This window comes from Streptomyces mirabilis, from assembly GCF_018310535.1.
GTDB lineage: Bacteria > Actinomycetota > Actinomycetes > Streptomycetales > Streptomycetaceae > Streptomyces.
On sequence record NZ_CP074102.1, the window covers coordinates 8591186 to 8614865 of the forward strand.

Genomic DNA, 23680 nt, shown 5'->3' on the forward strand with positions numbered 1-23680 from the left:
GGGACAGCCGGAAAGAAAGAGGCAGCCCTTCAGGGGCGGCGATGGCGCGCGAGTCTCCAGCTTTCCGCTGATGGTGTACCGGCTGGTTCCTGAAGTGCGGTCACAGCCTCAAGTCGCCCTGTTTCCAAGGCGTTTCGCCAGACTTTCCCGACTGTATCTTCCCGCTCTCTCCGGGCAAGAAAAAATGCCCGGGGCGGAATTCGGTGCATGAATTCACAGATCGCCCGAGGCATTCTAATTACTTCCTGCAGGAAGTATCTTGGTGCGGGTGTGAACGTGTCAAGGGCGGGATCCGTGAAGATCGAGTTCGGCCACCACGTCGAAGTCGACACCCTCGGCCCATGCCAGATAGATCCGCTGCCGTACGTGGCTGCCCCGCAGGTGCAGCAGTCCGCGCGGTCCCTCGTACGACACGGTGTCGGCCGTCGCCCCGATCGCCGACACGTCGAGCGACCCGGCCCGGGCGATGAGCGCGGCGAGCAACAGGACGCCCTCGTAACAGGATTCGCCGAGGCTTCCGAGTGCCGGTGCCTCGATGCCGTACCTTCCGGCGTACTGGCCGTGGAAGTCGAGGGTGTCCTGATTCGCGAGCGAGGCGAAGAAACCCGCGGTGCTGAAGAGGTCCGAGGTGGTGCTCGGCCCGCTGGCCATCAGCATGTTCTCGTCCATCAGCGTGCTCAGCCGCAGGCAGCGCTCGTCGAGTCCGGCCGCCGCGAACGCCCGGTTGAAACGCACCGCGTCGCTGCCCACCAGCAGCATCAGGACGGCGTCCGCCTCCGACCGCTCGATGCGCCGCAGCACGCCGTCGAAGTCGTGGGTGCCGAGCGGGAGATAGGACTGTCCGCAGATGTCTGCCCCTGACTCGCGGGCGTACCCGAGCGCCGCGCGGGCCGTACGGCGTGGCCATATGTAGTCGTTGCCGACGACGAACCAGCGCCGCACCCCGCGCTCGTGCGCCAACAGTCCCATCGCGGGGCGGAGTTGGTCGCGCGGTGTCTCGCTGGTGAGGAACACCCCCGCGGTGTGCTCGCCGCCTTCGTACAGCGCGGTGTAGACGTACGGCACCCGGTGCGCGACCCTCGGCGCCAGCGCCTGCCGCACCGAGGAGATGTGCCAGCCCGTGACGCCCTGCACGACCCCCAGGTCCACCAGGGCCTCGACGTGGTCGGCGACGGCACCCGGCGGGGCGCCGCCGTCGACGGGAAGCAGCCGCAGCTCCTTGCCGAGGACGCCGCCCGCGCGGTTGACCTCCTCCGCGGCCAGCCGCGCGCACAGTTCGCAGGTGGGCCCGAAGATGCCCGCCGACCCCTGGAGCGGGAAGACCAGCGCCACACCGAGCACGGAGTCGTCGGCCGTGAACCAGTCGAGCGGAGGGGGAGCGCTCCCGAACATGGCGTCATGATTTCGGGTCCCCACGGTGAACTCCAGTCCGTCTCATAGGATGTACGCACCTCGTGACCAAGGAGCATGATGGCCGGCCGATCTGCGCGTGAGCCTCAGAACCTGATGCAGCTCTTGACGCGGGCCGAACGGCTTGCCGCGCGCCACCTCCAGGCCGTCCTCGACGAGGACGGCTGCTCCCTCGACGCCTGGCGGGTGCTCGCCCTGCTCTCCGACGGCGAGGGCCACCACATGACCGCGGTCGCCGAGGCCGCCTTCCTGCCGCCTGCGACGCTGACCAAGCTCGTGGACCAGCTCGTCGACCAGAACCTCGTCCACCGCCGCGTCGACCCTCTCGACCGGCGGCGCATCCTCGCCCATCTCACCCCACGCGGCCAGACGTACTGGCGCCGCCTCGACCGCGAGGTCCGCGCGCGGTGGCCGGTGCTGAGCGACGGCGAGGACGAACTGCTGAGGGGCCTGCTGGAGCGCCTGGCCGACACGCTCCACGGGTCTCCCGCGGAGCCCGCCCTCTGACGCCCCTGCGTGACGCCGTGATCGCGGAACGTATTCTTCGTGTACCCGGAATTTATTTGGTCACATGAAAGGTTGGCGTTTACACCGAGCCCTACGGCTCAAGACGACCGCCCGTGGGCCGCCAGGTCCGCACCGATCAGCGAGGCACCGTGAACGACCGCACCCCCGAGCAGCCCGCCGACATCGTGGCCCGGCTGCGCGCCACCTTCCGCTCCGGCCGCACCAAGCCCCTCGCGTGGCGCACCACCCAGCTGCGCCGACTGCGCGAACTGCTCACCACGCACGGCGCCGAGCTCGCGGAGGCCCTCCACGCGGACCTCGGCAAGAGCTCCACCGAGGCCTTCCGCACCGAGATCGACTTCACCGTGCGCGAGATCGACCACACCCTCGACCATCTCGACGAGTGGCTGCGCCCCGAGTCCGCCCCGGTCCCCTCCCATCTCGGCGCCGACGCGACGGCCTGGACGCGGTACGACCCGCTGGGCCTCGTGCTGGTCATCGCCCCCTGGAACTATCCGGTGCAGCTCCTGCTGACGCCGATGCTCGGCGCGCTGGCCGCCGGCAACACGGTGGTCGTCAAGCCCAGCGAGCTCGCCCCCGCCACCTCCGCCGCCCTCGCCCGGCTGCTGCCGCGCCACCTCGACACCGACGCGGTCGCCGTCGTCGAGGGCGCCGTTCCGGAGACCACCGCGCTGCTGGCGGAGCGCTTCGACCACATCTTCTACACCGGCAACGGCGCGGTCGGCCGGATCGTGATGCGGGCCGCCGCCGAGCACCTCACCCCCGTCGCCCTCGAACTGGGCGGCAAGTCACCGGCGTTCGTCGACCGTGACGCCGACCTGTCCGTCGTCGCCGACCGGCTCGCCCGCGGCAAGTTCCTCAACGCCGGGCAGACTTGCGTCGCGCCCGACTACGTCCTCACCGACCCGGAGACCGCCCGCGCACTGGAGCCCGAGCTCGTGCGCGCCGTCGAGGCGCTCTTCGGCGCCGAGCCGGGGCGGTCGGGCGAGTACGGGCGGATCGTCAACGAGAGGCACTTCGACCGGCTCAGCTCGCTGCTCGACTCCGGGCGCACCGTCATCGGCGGCACCGGAGACCGGGCCACCAAGTACCTCGCGCCCACCGTCCTCGCCGACGTCGACCCCAAGGCCCCCGTGATGCAGGAGGAGATCTTCGGACCGATCCTGCCGATCGTCACGGTGGCGGGGCTGGACGAGGCCATCGACTTCATCAACGACCGCGACAAGCCCCTGGCGCTCTACGTCTTCACCGAGTCGGACACCACCCGGGAGCGGATCGCCGAGGAGACGTCCTCCGGAGGCCTAGGCCTCGGTCTGCCGCTCGCCCATCTGACCGTCTCCGACCTGCCGTTCGGCGGGGTCGGCGAGAGCGGCATGGGCAGCTACCACGGCCGCTACTCCATCGAGACGTTCAGCCACCGCAAGGCGGTGCTGCAGAAGCCGCTCGGCTGACGCGGCCCCGACGGTGCCCCGGCAGATCGAGGATCTGCCGGGGCACCGTCGTGCGACCCTCTCTGCCAACGTTGTCAGATCTGACTGGTCTACACCCTTGACTGGTACATACCAAAGCGGTTGAGTGTGGCTCCACACCCCCCACCACGGCCGCCCCCGACGCCGTGGCCGGCCCCGCCGGCACGTGCGCACAAGGCTCCGCTCCGCGCTGCCCTGTCCGGGAGCGGCCGTGTCCCGCAAAGGAGTTGACCTGTGTCGAGGCGCCGCATCTCCGCAGTCCTCACCGCCCTCGCCCTCGCGTCCGCCACCCCGGTGCTGCTACCGGCCTCCGGTGCGTCCGCCGCCGCCTGTTCGAGCTATCCGAGCTGGGTGGCCGGGAGGTCGTACGTCACCGGTGACGTCGTCCGCTACACCGACGGGAAGACCTACGTCGCCGAGCACGACAACCCCGGCTACGACCCCACCATCAGCACCTGGTACTGGGACCCCTACGCCTGCGACGGAGGCTCCACGACTCCCTCCGACGGCTTCGTGGTGAGCGAGGCGCAGTTCAACCAGATGTTCCCGAACCGGAGTTCCTTCTACACCTACAGCGGTCTGCGGGCGGCGATGAGCGCCTACCCGGCCTTCGCCAACACCGGCAGCGACACCGTGAAGAAGCAGGAGGCCGCGGCCTTCCTCGCCAACGTCAGCCACGAGACCGGCGGCCTGGTCTACGTGGTGGAGCAGAACACCGCCAACTACCCCCACTACTGCGACTGGAGCCAGCCCTACGGCTGCCCGGCCGGACAGTCGGCCTACTACGGCCGCGGCCCGATCCAGCTCAGCTGGAACTTCAACTACAAGGCCGCGGGTGACGCGCTCGGTATCGACCTCCTCAACAACCCCTACCTGGTGCAGAACGATGCCGCCGTGGCCTGGAAGACCGGCCTCTGGTACTGGAACACCCAGACAGGTCCCGGCACCATGACGGGTCACAACGCCATGGTCAACGGCGCCGGATTCGGCCAGACCATCCGCAGCATCAATGGCTCCCTGGAGTGCGACGGCAAGAACCCGGCGCAGGTGCAGAGCAGGGTGGACGCCTACCAGCGGTTCGTGCAGATCCTCGGGACCTCGGCCGGCGGCAACCTCTACTGCTGATCGGCTGCGGACGGCAGCCGCCCGGGCCCTGAACGGGTGTGCGAAACTGCCGCGATGACCTCGGAACGATCACCGCGGCAGCCGCGGGCAGCTGGACACTCGGAGATCTCCCCGTCCGCCGCATCGGCTTCGGCGCGATGCGGCTGACGGGCAGCGCGGCCTTCCACCTCGGCACGCCGAGCGAACGCGAACGGTCGATCGCCGTGCTGCGCCGCGCGATCGAGCTGGGTGTCGACCACATCGACACCGCCGCGTTCTACTTCTCGTCGCTGCGCTCCGCGAACGAGCTGATCAACAGCGCGCTGGCCCCGTACGCGGACCACCTGGTCATCGCCACCAAGGTCGGGCCGTTCCGCGACTACTCGGGGGAGTGGGGCACCCCGGCCCGGCCGGACCAGCTCCGCGCCCATGTCGAGGAGAACCTGCGGCAGCTGGGTCGCGACCACCTCGACCTCGTGTACCTGCGGCGGACGGGGCAGGACTCGATCGCCGAACACTTCGGCGCGCTTGCCGAGCTGCGCGAGGCGGGGCTGATCCGGCACCTCGGCATTTCGAGCATCGGACTCCGGCACCTCGAGGAGGCGCGGGCCATCGCGCCGGTGGTGAGCGTGCAGAACCGGTACGGGCTCGACTCCCCGGACGCCGGGACCGACGAACTCCTGCGCAGGTGCGGGGAACTGGGCGTCGCGTTCGTGCCGTTCTTCGCGATCGCCGGCAAGGGCGGTGAGCAGGGCCCGAGCGGCACCGACGGCGACGAGGAGGTGCTTGCCGTCGCGCGTGCGCACGGCGCGACGCCCGCGCAGGTACGCCTCGCGTGGACCCTGCGGCAGGGCCCGCACGTGCTCGCCATCCCCGGCACCGGCAGCCCGGACCACCTCGTCGAGAACGTCGCCGCGGGCGCGCTGCGGCTCACCGACGACGAGTTGGCCCGCCTCGACGCACTCCATCGGCCGGGCGGGTGACGGTCGGGCCCCGTCATCCGGGGCGGTCCTTTTCGGGCCGCCCCGGAGGGACCGCTCAGCCCAGCTGCTCGTGCAGGAAGCCCACCGTGCTCTCCCAGGCCCGCGCGGCCGACTCGGGGTCGTACGTCTCCGGTCGGCCGTCATTGAAGAAGGCGTGGTTGGCAGGGTGGAGACGGAAGTCCGCGGCAATGCCGGCCTGCTGCTGGACCGCCTCCCTCAGCTGCTCCAGGTTCTCCTTCGGGATGCTCGTGTCGAGTTCGCCGTAGTGACCCTGGATCTGTGCCTTCAGGCGGGAGAAGTCGGGCAGTTCACCTTGGATCACGCCGTAGAACGGAACCGCCGCGCTGACCCGGGGGTCGGCCGCGGCAAGGTACAGGACGAAGCCGCCGCCCATGCAGAAGCCGACCGCGCCCACCGTGTCCGAGGTGACCTCGGGCAGCCTGAGCAGGTGATCGACCGCACCGGAGAGGAGCTCGACGCCGCGCGACACCGGCAGCTCCTTCATCATCCGGAAGGCCTCGCTGCTGTCATGGGCGACATTGCCGCCGTACAGGTCGGGCGCGAGGGCCACGAAGCCCTCCGCGGCCAGCCGGTCCGCCACCTGCGCGATGTGGTCGGTCAGACCCCACCACTCCTGGATGACGATCACCCCGGGTCCCTGCCCGGACGGCGGCAGCGCCAGATAGCCGTGGGCCGTGGTTCCGGCGCTGGGGAACGTCACGTTCTGATGGGCGGGGGCTCCGGTCGGCTTCGGCAGCTCGGACATCGCACTCAACTCCTGTGGGGCAGCGCTGGGCAGGAGCCGGCGGGGCCGGCCCCGAGTTGATCTCCACGATGTCATGCGCGGGCGCCCCGCCTGAGCCCGGCCCGCACGACGCGCCCCGCGGCCACCTTCTGCAGCAGGCTGTACGCCAGTACCGGCAGCAGGACGTGCGGCCGGTCGGGCAGGGTCGTCGTGATGAGGACCGCGCTCGCGCTGCTGTTGTTCATCCCGCAGGCCAGTGTCACGGAGGCGCCCGCCGGACCGTCCAGGCGCAGCGCACGGGCCGTGATCCGGCCCAGGCCGAACGACAGGCCGCAGACGGTGGCGGCGACGACCAGCGCCGCCACCAGCAGTACCGGTTCGGGATGGGTGAGGAAGGGGCCGAGGACACCGCCCGCGTTGATGTACGTCAGGAGCAGCGAGCCGACCATCGCCGTGGGGACCGCGACGTCGAGGAGGCGGGTCAGCGCACGGTCCGGCAGGGCGAGCCGGCACAGGATTCCGGCGCCGCAGGGGAGCAGGACTCCCGTGAGCGCGAAGGCGTGTCCGGTGGTCAGGGCGGCCCCCGACAGCGTGTTCGCGTAGTCGCCGCTCAGCAGGGGGCACAGGGCCGTCATGGTGACCGGGATGGTGATCGGGCTGACGAGCGTGGACGCCAGCACCAGGCCCACGGTCGTCGACTGGTCGCCGTCCCCCTTGCTCGTCCACACGGTGGCTCCGGCCGCCACCGGCATCGCGACGATCAGGATCATCGCCGCGATCATTCCGCTGCCCCCGTCGCTGTCGGGCGACTGGCTCAGCGCGAACGCGACGCCCGGAATGATCAGCAGGGGTGCGACCAGATGGAGGACGAGCCCGGTCAGCAGCGCGGTGGGGCGCTTGACCAATGCCCGCAGTTCGTGGATCGGCACCTGCAGGCCGGCGGTGAACAGGAGCAGGGAGAGCAGGAAACGAGGGGTCTCGAAGGCGATGTGCGGTATCCCGGCCGCCCCGATCATGTGCGGATGACGCAACCACAGCCCCGGCGCCGGCAGGGCCGCGGCGGCGAGGTAGGACGCGCCGACGGCCCAGCCGAGGTGGTCACGGAGCCGGGTGAGGGGGGACTTCGCGGTGGGGGTGGGAGTCATCGGGGCGCTCTTCCGTCGTCTTGGGACCTGGGCGGAGACGGAGCGCCGATATGGAGGAGAACGTGTGCGGGGCGATGCGGGCGAGGGCGTAGACGCTGAGGCTCAGCCAGCACAGGGCGAACAGCCAGCCGCCGAGCACGTCGGAGAACCAGTGGACGCCCAGGTAGACCCTGGTGAGTCCGACCAGGACGGCCCAGCAGGCGAGAAGCGCCGCGAGGGCCCGTCCGCCGCGGGGCGCCCGGGCGAGCACCGCGAGAATGAGCAGTCCGCCGGCGATGGCGGACGTGGTGGTGTGGCCCGAGGGGAAGGACCAGCCGGAGGCGTGCGTGGCCCACTCCGCCGTCGCGGGGCGGGGGCGGGCGACCAGGGACATCACGCCGTACCGGACCGCCTGGGCGGCGGCGAGACAGCCGACGCAGCCGAGGGCGAAGAGGATCCGCTGCCGTGCGGTGCGGCCGAGGACGACACCCGCCAGCGCGACCAGCATGTACGGCACGAGGCCCGTGCCCGTGTAGGTCAGACCGCGGGCCACGGCCAGCGCGACGGGTGGGCGGTGGTCCGCGGACCAGGCGTTGAGGTCCTGGTCACCGAAGAGCGGGGCGCCGTCCTGGCCGGTCACGACCAGCGTCAGCAGCACGAAGGCGACCAGGCTGCCGACCGCGGTCGATCCCGCGAGTTCGGTCGCGTCCGCGCGCCTCATGACAGGGCCCGGGGAACATCGACCGCGTACGGCAGCGCGGTGCGCGGGGCTGCGGACATCGACGGAGGACCCTTCCATGGCGGGCGTGCGGGCGCGTCGGATGACCGCGTCCGCGGTGACTACAATCCTGTAGACGGTCTACAGAACTGTAGACGATTGCCGGGCCGGGATCGTTCCCGCGGCGGACCCGAAGGATGAACGCCGTGCGCGGTGCCCCGGCCCGCCGGACGCCGGCGGGGACCGGCAGGCCGGGGGCGTGACCAGCGTCCCGCACCCCGCCGCACCCTGCGACCCGGCGTGGGCGGGGTGCGGCGGGAGCATGCGGTGGGATGCCGTACCCTAACGTGTTACGTATAACTACCTAAGGGGTCCCGATGCGACGCATCGCGCTGGTCACCCTCGTCGTCGACGACTACGACGAGGCGATCCGCTTCTACACCGAAGCCCTCGGGTTCCGGCTCGTCGAGGACCAGCCGCGGCCCGACGGCTCCCGCTGGGTCGTCGTCGAGCCGGGCACGGAGGGCGGCGGCAGCGGACTGCTGCTGGCCCGGGCCAAGGACGAGGCGCAGCGCGGCCGGGTCGGCGACCAGACCGGCGGGCGCGTGGGCTTCTTCCTGCACACCGACGACTTCGCCCGCGACCACGCCCGCATGTGCGAGGCGGGCGTCACCTTCCTGGAAGAGCCGCGCCACGAACCGTACGGCTCGGTCGTCGTCTTCCAGGACCTGTACGGAAACCGCTGGGACCTGCTCCAGCCCGCCGCCTGACATCCACCCATCTGTTCATAACCTGCCGAGGAACGACACGCATGACCGCGCCCCGCATCGACATCGACATCATCCGCCGTCTCCCCAAGGCCGTGCTGCACGACCACCTCGACGGCGGCCTGCGCCCCGCCACCCTGGTGGAGCTCGCCGGGACGGTCGGCCACACGCTGCCCACCACCGACCCGGACGCGCTGGCCGCCTGGTACTACGAGGCCGCCAATTCCGGTGACCTGGTGCGCTACATAGCCACCTTCGAGCACACCCTCGCCGTGATGCAGACCCGTGAGGGCCTGCTGCGCACGGCCGAGGAGTACGTGCTCGACCTGGCCGAGGACGGCGTCGTCTACGGCGAGGTCCGGTACGCGCCCGAGCTGATGGTGAACGGCGGGCTGACCCTGCCCGAGGTCGTCGAGACCGTGCAGGAGGGCCTGGCGGCCGGTATGGCCAAGGCGGCGGCAGCGGGCACCCCGGTCCGGGTCGGCACCCTGCTGTGCGGGATGCGCATGTTCGACCGCACCCGGGAGATCGCCGACCTCGCGGTCGCGTTCCGGGACGCCGGCGTCGTCGGCTTCGACATCGCGGGGGCCGAGGACGGCTTCCCGCCCGCCGACCACCTCGCCGCCTTCGAGCACCTGCGCGGCGAGAGCGTCCCGTTCACCATCCACGCCGGTGAGGCCCACGGCCTGCCCAGCATCCACCAGGCCCTCCAGGTCTGTGGCGCCCAGCGCATCGGTCACGGCGTCCGCATCACCGAGGACATCGTCGACGGCAAGCTCGGCCGCCTCGCGGGCTGGGTGCGCGACCGCCGTATCGCCCTGGAGATGTGCCCGACGTCGAACCTCCAGACGGGCGCCGCGACCTCCATCGCCGAGCACCCCATCACCGCCCTGCGCGACCTCGGCTTCCGCGTCACCCTGAACACCGACAACCGTCTGGTGTCGGGCACCACGATGACGCGCGAGATGGCGCTGCTGGTCGAGGAGGCGGGCTGGACGGTGGAGGACCTGCGCACGGTCACGGTGAACGCCGTGAAGAGCGCGTTCATCCCGTTCGACGAGCGCAAGGCCCTCATCGAGGACGTCGTGCTGCCCGGCTACGCCCTCTGAACCAGCCCCCGTACATAGGCGGCCTGTCCGACGTGCTGCAGATCGTCGGACAGGACGCTGACCAGCCGTACGCCCAGCGTGACGGGGGGATCCCAGCGCTCGTCCACGATCCGCTCGAAGTCCTTGGCGGCCAGCCCGCGCACGAACTCCAGCGTCTGTTCGTGCACGGCGTCGTAGTACCCGGTCAGTAGGTCACCGGAGTCGACCCGCACCTTGGCGACCTTCGCGGAGCTGTGCCCGTACCCCGTGTCCCGGCGCGGCAGATCGAGGCCGAAGCGCTTCTCCCAGTCCTGCGAGAGCCAGACCTGCTCGAGCCCGGCGGCGTCCGCGACATGGTCGTCCTGGACGCGGGTGAGGTGCCAGACCAGCCATGAGACGGAGTTGGCGTCGTCCGAGGGGCGGGCGTTGAGAACGTCCGGCGGCAGGCCCCCGACGGCGGCATGGACCTCTTCCTGGATGCGGCTGTACGCGTCGATGAGGATGTCCTTTGCATGCATGCGTCCACCATCGCGCATCGCGGTCCCTCACGCGTCCGGAATCCAACTCCCGTGGAAGCCGAGCGGCACCCGTCCCGGGAGATGGACCCGGGCGACCGGCTCGCCCGTGAAGTCCTGGGCGGCCAGGATCACCAGGTCGGCGCCCCCGCGATCGGGGTTGTGCACATAGGCGATCGCGTAGCCGTCGTCCTCGGCACGTGCGCCCTCGGAGGGTACGAAGACGGCTTCCCCCGCGGCGGCGTCCCGCGGCAGCCGGTGGACCTGGGTGGTCCCGCGGAGCAGGTCGTGCTTGATCAACGCGTTGGCGAAGGCCCGGTCGGGCGGGTTCCCGTCGGGCGTCAGGTACGCCAGGGTCATGTCGGCGGCGGCCGCCGTGTAGGCGTAACGGTGCCGCCTGGACACCAACGCCTCGTGGACGCGCGGGAACTCCTGCGGGCGGTCGTCGAGCGTCCTGGTGCGCACCCGGCCGTGCGCCACGTCGATCGTCCAGCGTTCGAGGGAGGCCGTGCCGGCCCCGTACGGTCCGTCGGAGCCGCGGCCCGCGACATGGAAGGGCGCCGGGTAGGTCGTCATGTCGACAACCACGGACGAGCCCTCGTCGTACGCGTTCAGGGTGTGCGAGTAGTAGACGGGATCCACCTCGAACCAACGGACCTCGCCGCCCGCGCGCGGCAGCAGACCCACCCGCGTCGGGTGCTTCTCGTTCCAGACGTACGGCACGATGTCGCCCCGCTCGGCTCCCGCGGGGTCGAAGGTGATGGGCAGGTCGAAGATCACGACGTACTTCTCGGTGAGCGCGAAGTCGTGCATCATCGGCGCGTCCGCCACCGGGATCCGCGTGGTCCTCGCGACCCGGCCCGTGTGGTCGATCACCTGGTGCCGGACGTGGTCCCAGGTGGGGTAGTAGGCGATCGCGTGCAGCTCGCCGGCCGCCGCGTCGAACTTGGTGTGGGCGGTGAAGGCTCCTTCGAGGGTGCCGCGGAAGTCGTACGTGCCCACCGTATTGAGCTCGTGGTCGAGTTCGTACGGCAGCGGCCCGCTCTCCTGGAGGGCCAGGATCCGTCCCTTGTACCCCATCACATGGGTGTTGCACGGGAAGTCGTCCGGCGGGACGGGCCCGGGGTACGGCTCGCCGAGCTTCCTGGCCACGGAGGCCGAGCGGACCCAGCGGTTGCGGTACCACTCCGCGCGGCCGTCCCGCAGCCGCACGCCGTGCACCATGCCCTCACCGAGCATCCAGTGGTGGGCGCGCGGGTCCTCCAGGCCCAGGATGTTGGGACCGTTGCGCAGGAAGCGGCCGTTCAGCTCGCGCGGGACGCGGCCGGTGACCGGCAGGTCGAACGCCGTCAGCTCCTCGGTGACGGGCTTGAACGCCCCTTCGAGGAACGGGAACCGATGCCCGCCCTGTGTCGCCGCGCCCGACACCGGTGCCGCCGCCGCTGCCACCCGGCCCCCCATCGCGCCGACGAGCCCTCGGGCCGCCGCGACCGCAGTCCCGCGCAGGACCGTCCGCCGTGTGTGATCCGCCATCTCCGTACTCCAGCCTCGCGGTTGCCTTTGTGGACGTCCACGAGTCTGCGGCCGGGGAGCGGGCCGGGTCAGGAGTGCTGGAGCCCGTCCCGGGGGTGGTGTCAGGCCCCCTCTTGCGGGGTGTCGAGAAGCACCATCAGCGCCCGCGCCGCCGGACTGGTGGCGTCCGGCGGCGGCAGCATGGCGACGGTCTCGTACGAGGCGTCACAGGCGCCCTTGAAAGGGAGGGCGGTGAGAGCGCCGGCCTCGCGCTTGTGGCCGAAGTGGCGGGGCACGACGGCGATGCCGAGGCCCTCGTGGACCAGCTCCAGCAGGCTGTGCACGTCGCTGACCTCCAGCGCCACGGTCCGCCGTACGTCCGCCGCCGCGAAGGCCGCGTCCGTGGTGCGGCGCGGTCCCCAGTCGGGGTGGAAGTCGACGAAGGCCTCGCCGCCCAGCTCCTGGGGCGTGACCACGGCGGCGGTCGCGAGGTGGTGGGTGGGATGGCAGAGCACGGTCATCGGCTCGCTGGTCAGCGGGACCGACCGCAGCTGGTCCCCGTCCGCCCGCGTCCTGACGGCGAAGGCCAGGTCGAGACGGCCCGCGGCGACCTCCTCGGCCAGCGCCTCGGAGCCCGCCTGCCGCAGCCGGATCTCGACGTCGGGATGGCGCCGCCGGAACGCGGCGAGGAGCTTGGCCACATCCACGCCCGCGATGCACTGCTCGGTGCCCAGGGAGAGCGTGCCGCGCAGGACGCCCTGTACGGCGGCCACCGCGTCCTGCGCCGAGCGGACCTGGGCGAGGATCCGCTCCGCCTCGCCGAGCAGGGCGCGACCGGCCTCCGTGAGCGTGACCCGACGGGTGGTGCGCACGAACAGCGGGGCCTGAAGCTCCCGCTCCAGGGCGCGGATGGAGGACGACAGACCCGACTGGGACACCATCAGCCGTTCCGCCGCCCGGGTGAAATGCTGGTCCTCGGCGACCGCGACGAAGTGCTGAAGGTGGCGCAGTTCCATGGGGCACAACAGTAGTCGCCGATTGAGAAGCGCCGTCGCTCAGTCCCATCCGATTCTCCCGTTGGACCTCTGCACCGTGCCCGCGCGAGAGTGGAGATCTGTTTTCCCGGCCTTTCAGGAGTACGCGTTGTACACCGCACACCCCGACCGTTACGCGGACATGCCCTACCGGCGCACCGGACGCAGCGGACTGAAGCTGCCCGCGCTGTCGCTCGGCCTGTGGCACAACTTCGGCCCCGACCGGCCGGTGGAGACCCAGCGCGCGATCCTGCGCCGCGCCTTCGACCTCGGTGTCACCCACTTCGACCTGGCCAACAACTACGGTCCGCCGCCCGGCGCCGCCGAGTCGGCCCTCGGCGACGCCCTGAAGGCGGACTTCGGGCCCCACCGCGACGAGCTGGTCATCTCCACCAAGGCCGGATACCTGATGTGGCCGGGCCCCTACGGCGAATGGGGCTCCCGCAAGTACCTGCTGTCCTCGCTCGACCAGAGCCTGGCCCGGATGGGCCTGGACTACGTGGACATCTTCTACTCGCACCGCCCCGACCCGGAGACTCCCCTGGAGGAGACGATGGGCGCCCTGCACTCGGCGGTCCAGCAGGGCAAGGCGCTCTACGTCGGTGTCTCCAACTACTCCGCGGAGCAGACCCGGGAAGCCGCCCGCATCCTGGGCGAGCTGGGCACCCCGCTGCTGATCCACCAGCCGCGCTACTCGATGCTCGACCGCCGGCCCGAGGACGAGGGGCTCCTGGACACGCTGGACGAGCTGCAGGTCGGCTCCATCGCCTACTCCCCGCTGGAGCAGGGCCTGCTCACCAGCCGCTACCTCGACGGCATCCCGGAGGGCTCGCGCGCCGCCAGCGACAGCCCCTTCCTGAGCGCCGACACGGTCACCGAGGACCTGGTACGGCAGCTGCGCGCCCTCGACGAGATCGCCAAGTCCCGCGGCCAGTCCCTGGCGCAGCTGGCGCTCGCCTGGGTGCTGCGCGGCGGCCGGGTGACCTCCGCGCTCATCGGCGCGAGCAGCCCCCAGCAGCTGGAGGACAGCGTCGCGGCCACCCGCGCCCTGGACTTCACCGCGGAGGAGCTGGCGCGGATCGACGCGATCATCAAGGCCTGAGGCTCGCTGATCAGGCCGTCGGAGAAGCCGACCGGGCCCGTGCGGCCCGGTCGGTCAGGCGGTGAGCCGCTCGCTGAGCTCCCAGAGGCGGTCGACCGCCGCCGGGTCCACGGCGTAGGGCACCACGCCGGCCTTCGCCGACCTGTTCCCGAGGGACCACTCACGGCCCTCCTCCGCGGACATCGGAGGGGCGATGTCGCTGTTCTCGCAGTACACGCCTCCCCTGCCCTCGAGCAGGGGGCTGGTCGCGCACCACACGCTGGTGGCCGCCCCCTGCTCGACGGTCTTCAGCTGCCGCTCCGGGTCGAGGATCGGCCGGCCGTCCGCGTCGAGGACGCCGACGGCCCTGAGGTCCTCCTCGGCCAGGTACTTCTTCAGACCGGTGTCGACGATGCTTCCCGGGTGCAGGGCGAAGGCCCGGATCCCGTCCGCCTTCCCCCGCTCGTCGACACCGAGCGCGAAGAGGATGTTCGCCGTCTTCGACTGCCCGTAGGCGACCCAGCGGTCGTACGCGTGGTGCTCGAAGTGCGGGTCGTCGAACAGGACGGGCGAGAACCGGTGGCCCCACGAGGACACCGAGACGACCCGGGCCCCGTGCGCCCGGCGCAGCGCCGGCCACAGGCGGGCGACCAGCTGGAAGTGGCCGAGGTGGTTCGTGGCGAACTGCACCTCGTACCCCCGGGCGTCGCGCGTCAGCGGCGTCGCCATGACGCCCGCGCTGTTGACGAGGATGTGCAGTGGGCGCCCGGAGTCGAGGAAGCGCCCGGCGAACGCGTCGATCGAGTCCGGATCCAGCAGATCCATGGTCGCGGTCTCGACGCCGTCGATCCCCTTGAGCGCGGCCCGCGCCCTTTCGGTGTCCCGTGCCGGTACGACGACCTCGGCGCCGGCGGCCCGCAGGACGCGCACGGTCTCCAGGCCGATGCCGGAGTAGCCGCCGGTGACGACGGCGACCTTGCCGGTCAGGTCGACGCCCTTGATGACGTCCTCGGCGCTGGACGCGGCGTCGAACCCGGAGTGGAGGGGCTGCTGCTGTTGCTCGGTGGTCATGGTTCGGATCTCCTCAGGTGTGCCTTCCCGACCACCGTAGAGCCGGGAATCCGTACGATGAATGCTTGATAGTCCGCATTACTTGCGCGATAGTACGGACATGCCTGCGGACCCGCTCTCCGACACCCTCGGCCTCATGGACGCCCGGTGTGTCATCTCCGGCGGCTTCACGGCCGGCGGCGACTGGGCGCTGCGCTTCCCACCGCCCGGGATGCTCAAGATCACCGCGGTGGTGCAGGGCGGCATGTCGGTGTCCGTGGAGGGACTGCCGGAGTTCGCCCGACTGGGGCCGGGTGATGTGGCCGTGTTCGACGGCAGCCGGGCGTTCGTGGTCGCGAGCGATCCGTCCGTGGAGCCGGTGGACGCCACGACACTCTTCGCGGACGCCTCCGGGTCGATGATTCACTACGGCGGGGGAGAGGACGCCGTCTTCGTGGGCGGGCACATCGAACTGGGCCGGGCGGGCGAGGAGTTGCTCCTGCACGCCCTGCCGCCGCTGCTGTGCGTCCGGTCCGGCGCGGAGGAGGCGCCGGTGATGCGCTGGCTGCTCGACCAGCTGCTGCGCGAACTGACCGCCCGGCGGGCCGGGGCCGACTTCGCGGCCGACCAGCTCGCCCAGCTCATGTTCGTCCAGGTCCTGCGCGCCTATCTCGCGGACGCCGACGCCCTCCCCGCCGGACGGCTGCGCGCCCTCGCCGACGAGCGCATCGCCCCGGCGCTGCGGCTCATGCACGCCGACCCGGGCCGCCCCTGGCAGCTGGAGGAGCTCGCCAGGGCGGCGGCCATGTCCCGGACCACCTTCGCCGAGCGCTTCCGGACCGTGGCCGGGGTGCCGCCCCTGACGTATCTGCTGGACTGGCGGATGAGTCTGGCCCGGCGCGCCCTGCGGGACGGCGAGACGTCGGTGTCGGCCCTGGCCCAGCGGGTCGGCTACACGTCCGAGAGCGCGTTCAGCAACGCCTTCAAACGGACGACGGGTGTCGCCCCGCGGCGCTACCGTGACGGCGCACGGGCGGCCCTCACGGGCTGAGGCGCTCTTCCAGGCGTACCGTCACGGTGTCGCCCTCCTCCTTGCCGATCGCCTTGCGCACATCGGCCTTCACCGGCAGCTTGTGGGTGCCGTTCCCCAGGGCCATGAAGGAATGGAGACGGACTCCGGCCAGACGACGTAGGTCCAGCCGCCTTTGTCGGGGCTCTTGCGCAGCACCGTGGTGAACTGCGGGGCCAGGCTGCCCGCGGGGCGCGGCCGGCGGCGGGGAGCGGGCGTCACTTCCGGAGCGTCACTGGGTCGGCACGCGGTCCAGGAATCCGTGCACGCTGCGGATCCTGTCCGCGGCGTCCAGGGTGATCACGTCGAATCCGGCGACGGGTGCCGTGCCGTCGGCCTCGTTGACCAGTTCCCAGCCGAAGCGGGCGATGTCGTGGTGCCCGTCGACCGGCCCGGCGGGTCGGAAGGAGAACCCCGGGAACTGCTCGTGCGCCGCCGCGATCACCGCCGCGATCCCGTCGTGCCCGCGGACCTCGGCCAGTGGGTCCGTGTAGCTGCCGTCCGCGCTCCAGGCGGCGGCGACCGCCTTGGCGAGCGCATCCCGGTCAGTGGCGTTCCAGGCCTCGAAGTACCGGGCGACGGCGTTCTCGTAACGGTCGTTGGCTGCGGACATGGTGGATCAACCTCCGTGGAAAGTAGGGTAGTTGCTGGTCAGTGAGTGGATTCCGAGCTGTGGTTCCCCGCCGGGATCCGATATCGCAACCATGCCCGCCGACGCCCGAGGGCGTCGATTACCTCCCGGGTAAGGGCAGCGAGTCGCGTTTCGGCCAAATCGGGCGGTGAATATGCCAGGAGACTGGCTGGAATGGCATGGTGACAGAGTGTCAGGAGTGGCGATACTCGAGTGACAGGGCGATTCAGCCACGCCCGCGCGCGGCACGACCATGCACGACGCGCGCAGCACCACCGTGCACCACGAACGAGCCGCACGCAGTGAGCGAGCCGCAGGGAAAGCGAGGCCGGGCCGGCGGAGAGCGTTGCAATGGGGGAGCGATCGTGCATGACGAATTCCTGTGCCATGTGACCGCATACGGAATATGCGGAGGTAGACGCATCGGCGTCCCGTTGGGGACCTATCGCGCGCCCACCCTGGCGCTGGCCCTGTGGTGGATGCGGGACCGTGCCTCCTGGATGGCGTCGCGGCTCGATCCGCAGCCGGACGATCCGACCTTCCCACCGAACTCGATCGCACCGGTGGCGGACACCGTCCCGGACGTGCCGAGCGTCCTGCGCGCCTGGTGCGGTGACACCCTCCAGCAGGAGCTGGTCGCCGAGGAGCTGGCTGCCGGAAAGCTCGTCCGCATCGCCACCAGCGACGACACCACCGAGTACGAACTGCTCGCCGAATCCGTCGACGCGCTGCGCATGCAGCGGACCGCCGCCGCCCTCGGCACCTCCGCGGCCTGACCTTGGAACAGCCCCAAGCGCTGTCGCACCAGCCGACCACTCCGGCGGTCGCCGCCCGGAACACGTGGGAATCGTCCTGGTTGGTGCCGCCGGAGGCGCGCTGTGCCACGGCGACCGGCCCCGCCGGCTGGTGCCGCTGCCCGCCCTGACCCGCCTCGCGGAGGCGCGGAGCTCGGGCGGAACCGGCCATGAGCCGCTGATCAGGCGCATATATGAACGAATAGCTAGAATTCTGGGCATGGGAGAGCGGTCGGTCGCGCCGACGGCGCCCGAACTCGTCCTCGAAACGGAGACGGGCTCCACGGTGCTGAGTCCGAGCCGCGACTATCACGTCGGGCGCGACCCGTCGAGCGAGATCGTCATCGACGACGTCCGGGTCTCGTGGCACCACGCGGTCCTGCGGCCCGAGGCGGACCACTGGACGATCCAGGACGAGAACAGCACGAACGGCACGTACGCCGACGGCAGGCGGGTCCGCGAATGGGGCGTCGGACCCGGCAGCGTCATCCACTTCGGCAGCCCCTCCGACGGCCCCCGGGCGGTCTTCGCCGGCAGGCCCTCGCAGCGGCCGTCAGGAGCCTTCCGATCCTCGGCCAGCGGCACCTTCCAACGGCCGACCACCGTACGGCCGCTGCCCGCCCGCACCGTCCGTATCGGCCGCGGCGCCGACAACGACCTGGTCATCGACGACCTGGTCGTCTCCCGGAGGCACGCCGAACTGCTGGCCCATCCGGACAGGACGTACGAGATCCTCGACCTCGGCAGCCACAACGGCACGTTCCTCAACGGGCAGCCCGTCACGCGCGCCCCGATCACCACCGGTGACATCGTCGGCATCGGCCACTCCGCGTTCTGCCTCGTCGGGGACGAGTTGCAGGAGTACGTCGACACCGGCGAGGTCTCCCTCGATGTCCAGGAACTCACCGTCGCCGTGGACCGCGGCCGAAAGATCCTTCTCGACGAGGTGTCCTTTCCCGTCGGCGAGAAGTGTCTGCTGGCCGTCGTGGGCCCCAGCGGCGCCGGGAAGTCCACGCTCCTCAACGCGCTCACCGGGCAGCGCCCCGCCGACCGCGGCGCGGTCCTGTACGACGGACGCGACCTCTACCGGGATTACGCCGAGCTGCGCCAGCGCATCGGCCTCGTGCCGCAGGACGACATCCTGCACGCCCAGTTGACGGTGCGGCGGGCCCTCTCGTACGCCGCCGAGCTGCGCTTTCCGCAGGACACCGCGAAGGCGGAGCGCCAGGCGCGGGTCGACGAGGTCATCCAGGAGCTGGGCCTGGAGCAGCGCGTCGGCCAGCCCATCCACAGTCTGTCCGGCGGTCAACGCAAGCGGGTCAGTGTGGCCCTGGAGCTGCTGACCAAGCCGTCGCTGCTGTTCCTGGACGAACCCACCTCCGGTCTCGACCCCGGCATGGACCGCTCGGTGATGCACATGCTGCGCGGCCTCGCGGACGACGGCCGTACGGTCATCGTGGTCACCCACAGCGTGCTCAGCCTCGACGTCTGCGACCGGCTCCTGGTGCTCGCGCCCGGCGGCAAGGTCGCCTACTTCGGACCGCCCGAAGACGCCCTCGCCTTCTTCGGCTACGAGCAGTGGCCCGAGGCGTTCGAGGCCTTCGAGCACGACCAGGGCCGGGACTGGGCGGGGGAGTACCGGAGCTCGCCGCTCCAGGGCCGGTACATCGACAGCTCCAGCCCGCAGCCTCATCTGCTCCGGGACGGCCCGGCCGCCGCCGTCGGACCGCCGCCCAAGGCACAGAGCTGGGTCGCGCAACTCGGCACCCTGGTGCGCCGGTACGCGGCCGTGCTCAGCGCCGACCGGACCTTCCTCGCCGTCATGATCGCGCTGCCGTGCATCATGGGCGTGATGGCCCGCGCCGTGGCCGGCAGCAAACTGACGCTGGAGACGTCGATGAACGCGCTGCTCACCCTGTGCATCGGCGGAGTCCTGGCGGGCGCGGCCAACGCCGTACGCGAAGTGGTGAAGGAACGGGTCATCTACCAGCGGGAGCGCGCGGTCGGCCTGTCCCGGTCGGCGTACCTGATGTCGAAGATCGTGGTCCTCGGCACCATCACCGTTCTCCAAGCCGTCGTCCTCACCCTCGTCGCGCTGTTCGGCGTCGACCTCGACGCCCCCCGCGGCAAAGGGGTCCTCATGTCGCCGCTTCTCGAGATCACGCTGGCCGTGGCCCTGCTGGCCTTCAGCGCGATGATGCTCGGCCTCCTGGTCTCCGCCATGGTGACCAAGGAGGAGGTCACCATGCCGCTGCTGGTGCTGATCGCCGTCGTCCAGGTGGTCTTCAGCGGCGCGCTGCTCAAGCTGCACGGCGTGCCCGGCATGGAGCAAGTGGCCTGGCTCGTCCCCTCCCGCTGGGCCCTGGGCGCGATGTCAGGGACCATCGCCCTGGGCCGGATCGTCCCGGGGACGCTCACCTCCGACCCCCTGTTCCGGCACGAGCCCAGCGTGTGGCTGGTCAACGTGAGCATGCTGGCCGTGCTGTCGATCGTCTTCGGGTGCGTGGTGGCCCGGCTGCTGCGGCGGCACGAACCCGAGGTCATGCGGAAGTAGGTGCGATGACGACTCCCGACCCGGCGACGACCGACGACTTCCGCCCGACGCACGTCGTTCCGCCGGACGGCCTGCCCGCCTGGGAGGCGCCGGACCCCTCCCGGCCCACCGTGCCGCTCGACGCGCTGCTCCCGGTGCAGCTCGTCGAGCGGCTCGGTGACTGGGGCCGGGTCGTCTGCGCCAACGGCTGGTCGGCCTGGGTCGACGGGCGGCTGCTGGTGGCCGTACCGCAGCCGTCGCCCGCGGAGGGCGACCCCCTCACCCGAACGGCCGACCCGCGCCCGCTCCTCGCCCGCGTCGAGCAGGCCCTCATCCGCTATCGGAGCGCGGCGGAGGACCTGGCGGCCGGGCGGCTGGACGGGGCGTCCTTCCGCGGCATCACGCGCGGGCAGCGGATCGGGGTGGTCGTCGACGGCGAGTCCCTCTGGCTGTACGACGCCGAGCACGAGCGCTGGGTGTACACCGACGGGACGCGGCTGAGCACGTACGCGGTCGCGGACGAACCGGCGGCTCCGGAGCGGAACGGGAGTGTTCCGGGCCGGGCCCGCACCGGTGTCGTACGGTCACCCGACGACCATGAACCGACACGTCTCGTCCCGGAGGTGCCGGACGAGCCGCGTGACCGCTGACAGCGCGGGAGACGACCGCCCTGGCGGCCGGTGTCGCTCCTAGCCGACCGTGTCCTGCACGACCTCGCCCCTTCGGTGGACTCCCCGTGCCAGCAGGGCGCCGAGGAACCCGGTCACCAGGCCCCACACGACGGCGAGTCCGAGCGCGCTCCAGAGTTTCGGCTTGAGGAAGAGCTCGCCCGCGAGGCCGCCGCCGGCGTCACCGATGCCGATGAGCGACAGGGCGTAGTGCGCCGAGATCCTGCCGACCAGGCAGATCATGAGCACGGTGAGCGCCAGCGCGAGGGCCATGTGGACGGCGTGCTGCCAGGCCCGCGTCCGGGCCGGTGAGCGGGCGGCCATCAGAAACGCGGCGCCCAGGAGCAGCAGCGCGTCGACGACCAGCAGCCACCACACCCTGCCGTCGTAGTGGCCCAGGGTGCGCAGGTTGACCGTGGAGACGTCCGGGGTGCGCAGCACCTGGTCGAGGACGTGCGGCATGGGCAGCCCGAACGGCCCGTCCACCCGCCCCCTCCAGGTGGCGCCCAGCCCGATCGTGAAGGCGAGCCAGGCGAGGTTGGGCAGCCCGAGGAAGATCACCGCGAAGGTCTCGGGTACGTGCCCGCGCGTCGCGGCCACCACCAGCGCGACGACCGCTCCCACGGCGACGCAGGCGAGGAGCAGTACGACCATGGCGTACGCGGCCGGGCGCACCGACTCCTGGAAGCGCAGCAGCCGGGCCGGGAGCGGCGCTCCGCGCGACACCAACAGGGCGAGGACGAGGACACCCGCGAGCCACAGCACCCCGTAGAGCAGCGTCAGCGGCACGGCTGTCTCGAAGCCCACCTCGGGCGAGACCCCGATGAGGTCGCCGAGGTCGCTGATCGTCCCGGTACCGAGGGAGATCTTGAAGTTCTGGTGGGAGTACAGCGCGAGTCCGAGGAGGGCCAGCAGCCACAGGACCGCGATCCTGGCGGCCCAGCCGGCCAACTCGGGGGCGCCCGCGACGGCCCGGTGCCGCAGCGGCCGCAGGAACCCGGCGGCGACCACCAGGGCCCCGGCGAGCGTGACGGACAGGGGGATCACCGTCAGTCCCGCCCGGGTGTCGGCGATCACGCCTGCGTCACCCGCGAGCTCGATGGTGCCGCCGACCGCGGTCACGACGGAGGCCGCGACGACCCGGGGGTAGGCGTGCTCGGGCAGGCCCGTGGCACCGGCCCCCCACAGCCCGAGAGCGGCGACCGCGAGCATGACGATCACCCCGGCCACCACCGCCAGGAGGGCCTGGACCCAGCCGTGGCGGGCGGCCGTCCGCTCGCCTGGAGTGGCGACGACCTGGTCGGACGGTGTCTGCGGGCTCACGCTGTCACGCTAAGCAGCACCGGGGTCCACCGCTCGTCGGGAGGGCCGACCGCGTCAGCTTGCGGGAGACACCCGACCGGAGCACACAATGGGCTCGTTGCGGAATGAACCGGCATATAACGCGTGAAACGCCGCGGGATCCCTACGCCCGGAAGAAGAGTTCGTGAGCGTCGACCCGTCGTTCCCCGACCGGCCCACCGGACCCCCGTCGGGCCCGCTGTCGGGCTCCCCCCGGCCGGGTGCCTCCGAGCACGCTCCGACCCGGGGGATCGGCCGCCCGCTCGCGCCGCCGCCGAGCGGTCCGCCGCCCGGACCGCCGGGCGCAGGCGGTTCAGGAGGCGGCGGTCCCGGCGGTCCGCCCGGTCACGGCGGCGGCCCGAACCACCCCTGGTGGAAGTCGGCGCCGCGGATGGCGTTGATCACCGGGGTCGTGGTGGCCGGGGTGGTGCTCGGTGTCGTCCTCACCCGCTCGGGCGGCACGTCCGGCACGCCGTCGGGCGGTGAGTTGTTCCTGCAGGCCGCGAACAAACCGGGTCCCGACCCGTTCACGGAGTCGACGGCGAAGGACAGTTCCACCGCGCCGGTGACACCCGCGGCGAACATGCCGGAGTCCGCCAACGTGACGCGCGGCGTGTCGGGTTCCGCGCCCGGGCTCTACGGCGGCACCCGCAACACCGCGAGTTGCGATGTGGAGAAGCAGATCGAGGCGCTCCGGGCGGAACCGGCGAAGAACAAGGCGTTCGCCTCCGTGGAGGGCGTCCAGCCCACTGGGGTCCCTGCCTACCTGCGCTCGCTCACCCCCGTACAGCTGCGGATGGACACCCGCGTCACCAACCACGGCTACCGGGACGGCGCGGCCACCAGCTACCAGGCGGTGCTCCAGACGGGCACTGCGGTCCTCGTCGACGGCCATGGTGTGCCGCGCGTGCGCTGCGCCTGCGGGAACCCGTTGACCCCGGCGGTCGCGCAGCAGACCGTGCCCAGGCGGACGGGTGACATCTGGGCCTCGTACCGGTCGCAGAACGTGGTGGTCGTCGTGCCCGCCACGACCACCATCGACGTCTTCGTCATCTACGACCTCCACCGCGACGAATGGGTCGGCCGTCACCGGGGAGACACCGACGGCCGCCGGGACGAGAGGACCTACCCTCCGGCGAAGCCGTCCCCCGCGGTGAGCGTGTCGTCGGCGCCCCCGAAGTCGCCGTCGCCGAAGTCTCCGTCCTCGTCGTCCCCGTCCCCGCCGCCGTCCTCTCCCTCCCCTTCCTCTTCGACAGCCCCGTCCTCGTCGTCTTCGGCGTCGTCCGATGCGCCGGCGGCCGATGTATCGTCTCCGCCCACCTCTACGTCATCGGATCCGAATTACCCCTCTTCCGAACCTCCCACGACGGCATCGGAGTCGGGGCCGTACTCCGGCCGCACGTCCTCCGACACGACCATCGACGCCACGGCGAGTGCGGGCGCCACGACGGCGGACACCTCGTCGTCCTACGGCGTTCCGGAGCCGGCCCTGACGCCTCCTGGGTACTGAGGCGAC

General features: G+C 71.3%; 22 protein-coding genes and 1 pseudogene. 12 read left to right on the forward strand and 11 right to left on the reverse strand.

Annotation, left to right across the window (positions count from 1 at the left end):
- Positions 1-279: 279 nt before the first annotated feature.
- Positions 280-1392 carry a substrate-binding domain-containing protein gene (locus SMIR_RS38110; protein WP_212728059.1) on the reverse strand — a complete coding sequence of 371 codons (1113 nt, stop codon included), beginning with the start codon at positions 1390-1392 and terminating at the stop codon, positions 280-282.
- A 114-nt stretch (positions 1393-1506) separates the two neighbouring features.
- On the opposite strand from SMIR_RS38110, the gene SMIR_RS38115 reads away from it, so the two are divergent.
- From SMIR_RS38115 to SMIR_RS38130, 4 genes are all read left to right on the forward strand, one after another.
- Positions 1507-1917 carry a MarR family winged helix-turn-helix transcriptional regulator gene (locus tag SMIR_RS38115; RefSeq protein ID WP_248002783.1) on the forward strand — a complete coding sequence of 137 codons (411 nt, stop codon included), beginning with the start codon at positions 1507-1509 and terminating at the stop codon, positions 1915-1917.
- Positions 1918-2030: 113 nt separating this feature from the next.
- Positions 2031-3389 (forward strand): aldehyde dehydrogenase family protein, encoded by a 1359-nt coding sequence (locus SMIR_RS38120; RefSeq protein WP_282190292.1) that lies wholly within the window; start codon positions 2031-2033, stop codon positions 3387-3389.
- A gap of 252 nt (positions 3390-3641) precedes the next feature.
- Positions 3642-4532: a glycoside hydrolase family 19 protein gene (locus SMIR_RS38125; protein ID WP_168488906.1), complete on the forward strand. Its 891-nt coding sequence runs from the start codon at positions 3642-3644 to the stop codon at positions 4530-4532.
- A gap of 38 nt (positions 4533-4570) precedes the next feature.
- Positions 4571-5494 carry an aldo/keto reductase gene (locus tag SMIR_RS38130; RefSeq protein ID WP_212728060.1) on the forward strand — a complete coding sequence of 308 codons (924 nt, stop codon included), beginning with the start codon at positions 4571-4573 and terminating at the stop codon, positions 5492-5494.
- A 55-nt stretch (positions 5495-5549) separates the two neighbouring features.
- On the opposite strand, the gene SMIR_RS38135 is transcribed toward SMIR_RS38130, so the two are convergent.
- The 3 genes from SMIR_RS38135 to SMIR_RS38145 all read right to left on the reverse strand — a co-directional run bounded on the left by SMIR_RS38135 (position 5550) and on the right by SMIR_RS38145 (position 8084).
- A complete protein-coding gene (locus SMIR_RS38135) occupies positions 5550-6260 on the reverse strand; it encodes a dienelactone hydrolase family protein (protein ID WP_168488901.1) in 711 nt (236 codons plus the stop codon).
- A 71-nt stretch (positions 6261-6331) separates the two neighbouring features.
- On the reverse strand, positions 6332-7384 hold the full coding sequence (locus tag SMIR_RS38140; RefSeq protein ID WP_168488899.1) for a bile acid:sodium symporter family protein: 1053 nt from the start codon (positions 7382-7384) through the stop codon (positions 6332-6334).
- Positions 7338-8084 (reverse strand): phosphatase PAP2 family protein, encoded by a 747-nt coding sequence (locus SMIR_RS38145; RefSeq protein WP_168488897.1) that lies wholly within the window; start codon positions 8082-8084, stop codon positions 7338-7340. Before SMIR_RS38145 ends, SMIR_RS38140 begins: the two co-directional genes overlap by 47 nt.
- A 374-nt stretch (positions 8085-8458) precedes the next feature.
- On the opposite strand from SMIR_RS38145, the gene SMIR_RS38150 reads away from it, so the two are divergent.
- On the forward strand, positions 8459-8851 hold the full coding sequence (locus SMIR_RS38150) for a VOC family protein (RefSeq protein ID WP_168488895.1): 393 nt from the start codon (positions 8459-8461) through the stop codon (positions 8849-8851).
- A 41-nt stretch (positions 8852-8892) separates the two neighbouring features.
- The gene (locus tag SMIR_RS38155) at positions 8893-9957 is read left to right on the forward strand and encodes an adenosine deaminase (RefSeq protein ID WP_168488893.1); all 1065 of its coding nucleotides are present in this window, start codon (positions 8893-8895) and stop codon (positions 9955-9957) included.
- On the opposite strand, the gene SMIR_RS38160 is transcribed toward SMIR_RS38155, so the two are convergent.
- The 3 genes from SMIR_RS38160 to SMIR_RS38170 all read right to left on the reverse strand — a co-directional run bounded on the left by SMIR_RS38160 (position 9945) and on the right by SMIR_RS38170 (position 12979).
- Complete coding sequence (locus SMIR_RS38160; protein ID WP_168488891.1) at positions 9945-10454, reverse strand: mycothiol transferase; 510 nt, start codon at positions 10452-10454, stop codon at positions 9945-9947. The genes SMIR_RS38155 and SMIR_RS38160 overlap by 13 nt on opposite strands.
- Before the next feature lie 27 nt (positions 10455-10481).
- Positions 10482-11984 (reverse strand): carotenoid oxygenase family protein, encoded by a 1503-nt coding sequence (locus SMIR_RS38165; RefSeq protein WP_168488889.1) that lies wholly within the window; start codon positions 11982-11984, stop codon positions 10482-10484.
- Positions 11985-12085: 101 nt separating this feature from the next.
- Positions 12086-12979 carry a LysR family transcriptional regulator gene (locus tag SMIR_RS38170; protein WP_168488887.1) on the reverse strand — a complete coding sequence of 298 codons (894 nt, stop codon included), beginning with the start codon at positions 12977-12979 and terminating at the stop codon, positions 12086-12088.
- A gap of 127 nt (positions 12980-13106) precedes the next feature.
- Here SMIR_RS38170 and mgrA point away from each other — a divergent pair, with 127 nt between their 5' ends.
- Positions 13107-14099, forward strand: a complete 993-nt coding sequence (gene mgrA / locus SMIR_RS38175; protein WP_168488885.1) for an L-glyceraldehyde 3-phosphate reductase — start codon at positions 13107-13109, stop codon at positions 14097-14099.
- Positions 14100-14153: 54 nt separating this feature from the next.
- Here mgrA and SMIR_RS38180 read toward each other — a convergent pair whose 3' ends face one another.
- A complete protein-coding gene (locus SMIR_RS38180; RefSeq protein ID WP_168488883.1) occupies positions 14154-15149 on the reverse strand; it encodes an oxidoreductase in 996 nt (331 codons plus the stop codon).
- A 100-nt stretch (positions 15150-15249) separates the two neighbouring features.
- Here SMIR_RS38180 and SMIR_RS38185 point away from each other — a divergent pair, with 100 nt between their 5' ends.
- Entirely contained in the window at positions 15250-16179 is a 930-nt protein-coding gene (locus SMIR_RS38185) for an AraC family transcriptional regulator (RefSeq protein WP_212728061.1), read from the forward strand.
- Here the strand turns inward: SMIR_RS38185 and SMIR_RS38190 are convergent.
- A pseudogene (locus SMIR_RS38190) lies at positions 16169-16377 on the reverse strand (DUF1905 domain-containing protein). The gene SMIR_RS38185 and the pseudogene SMIR_RS38190 sit on opposite strands and share 11 nt — an antisense overlap.
- A gap of 52 nt (positions 16378-16429) precedes the next feature.
- Complete coding sequence (locus tag SMIR_RS38195; protein WP_168488877.1) at positions 16430-16810, reverse strand: nuclear transport factor 2 family protein; 381 nt, start codon at positions 16808-16810, stop codon at positions 16430-16432.
- 383 nt (positions 16811-17193) lie between these two features.
- On the opposite strand from SMIR_RS38195, the gene SMIR_RS38200 reads away from it, so the two are divergent.
- The 3 genes from SMIR_RS38200 to SMIR_RS38210 all read left to right on the forward strand — a co-directional run bounded on the left by SMIR_RS38200 (position 17194) and on the right by SMIR_RS38210 (position 20805).
- Positions 17194-17604, forward strand: a complete 411-nt coding sequence (locus SMIR_RS38200) for a hypothetical protein (protein WP_101407170.1) — start codon at positions 17194-17196, stop codon at positions 17602-17604.
- Between the two features lie 238 nt (positions 17605-17842).
- The gene (locus SMIR_RS38205; protein WP_168488875.1) at positions 17843-20176 is read left to right on the forward strand and encodes an FHA domain-containing protein; all 2334 of its coding nucleotides are present in this window, start codon (positions 17843-17845) and stop codon (positions 20174-20176) included.
- 5 nt (positions 20177-20181) lie between these two features.
- A complete protein-coding gene (locus tag SMIR_RS38210) occupies positions 20182-20805 on the forward strand; it encodes a hypothetical protein (RefSeq protein ID WP_168488873.1) in 624 nt (207 codons plus the stop codon).
- A gap of 39 nt (positions 20806-20844) precedes the next feature.
- Here the strand turns inward: SMIR_RS38210 and SMIR_RS38215 are convergent, their stop codons facing one another.
- Positions 20845-22146, reverse strand: coding sequence for a streptophobe family protein (locus SMIR_RS38215; protein ID WP_168488870.1), 1302 nt, complete (start codon positions 22144-22146; stop codon positions 20845-20847).
- A 163-nt stretch (positions 22147-22309) separates the two neighbouring features.
- Between SMIR_RS38215 and SMIR_RS38220 the strand changes: the two genes are divergently transcribed.
- Entirely contained in the window at positions 22310-23674 is a 1365-nt protein-coding gene (locus SMIR_RS38220) for a DUF6777 domain-containing protein (protein WP_212728062.1), read from the forward strand.
- Positions 23675-23680 lie beyond the last annotated feature (6 nt).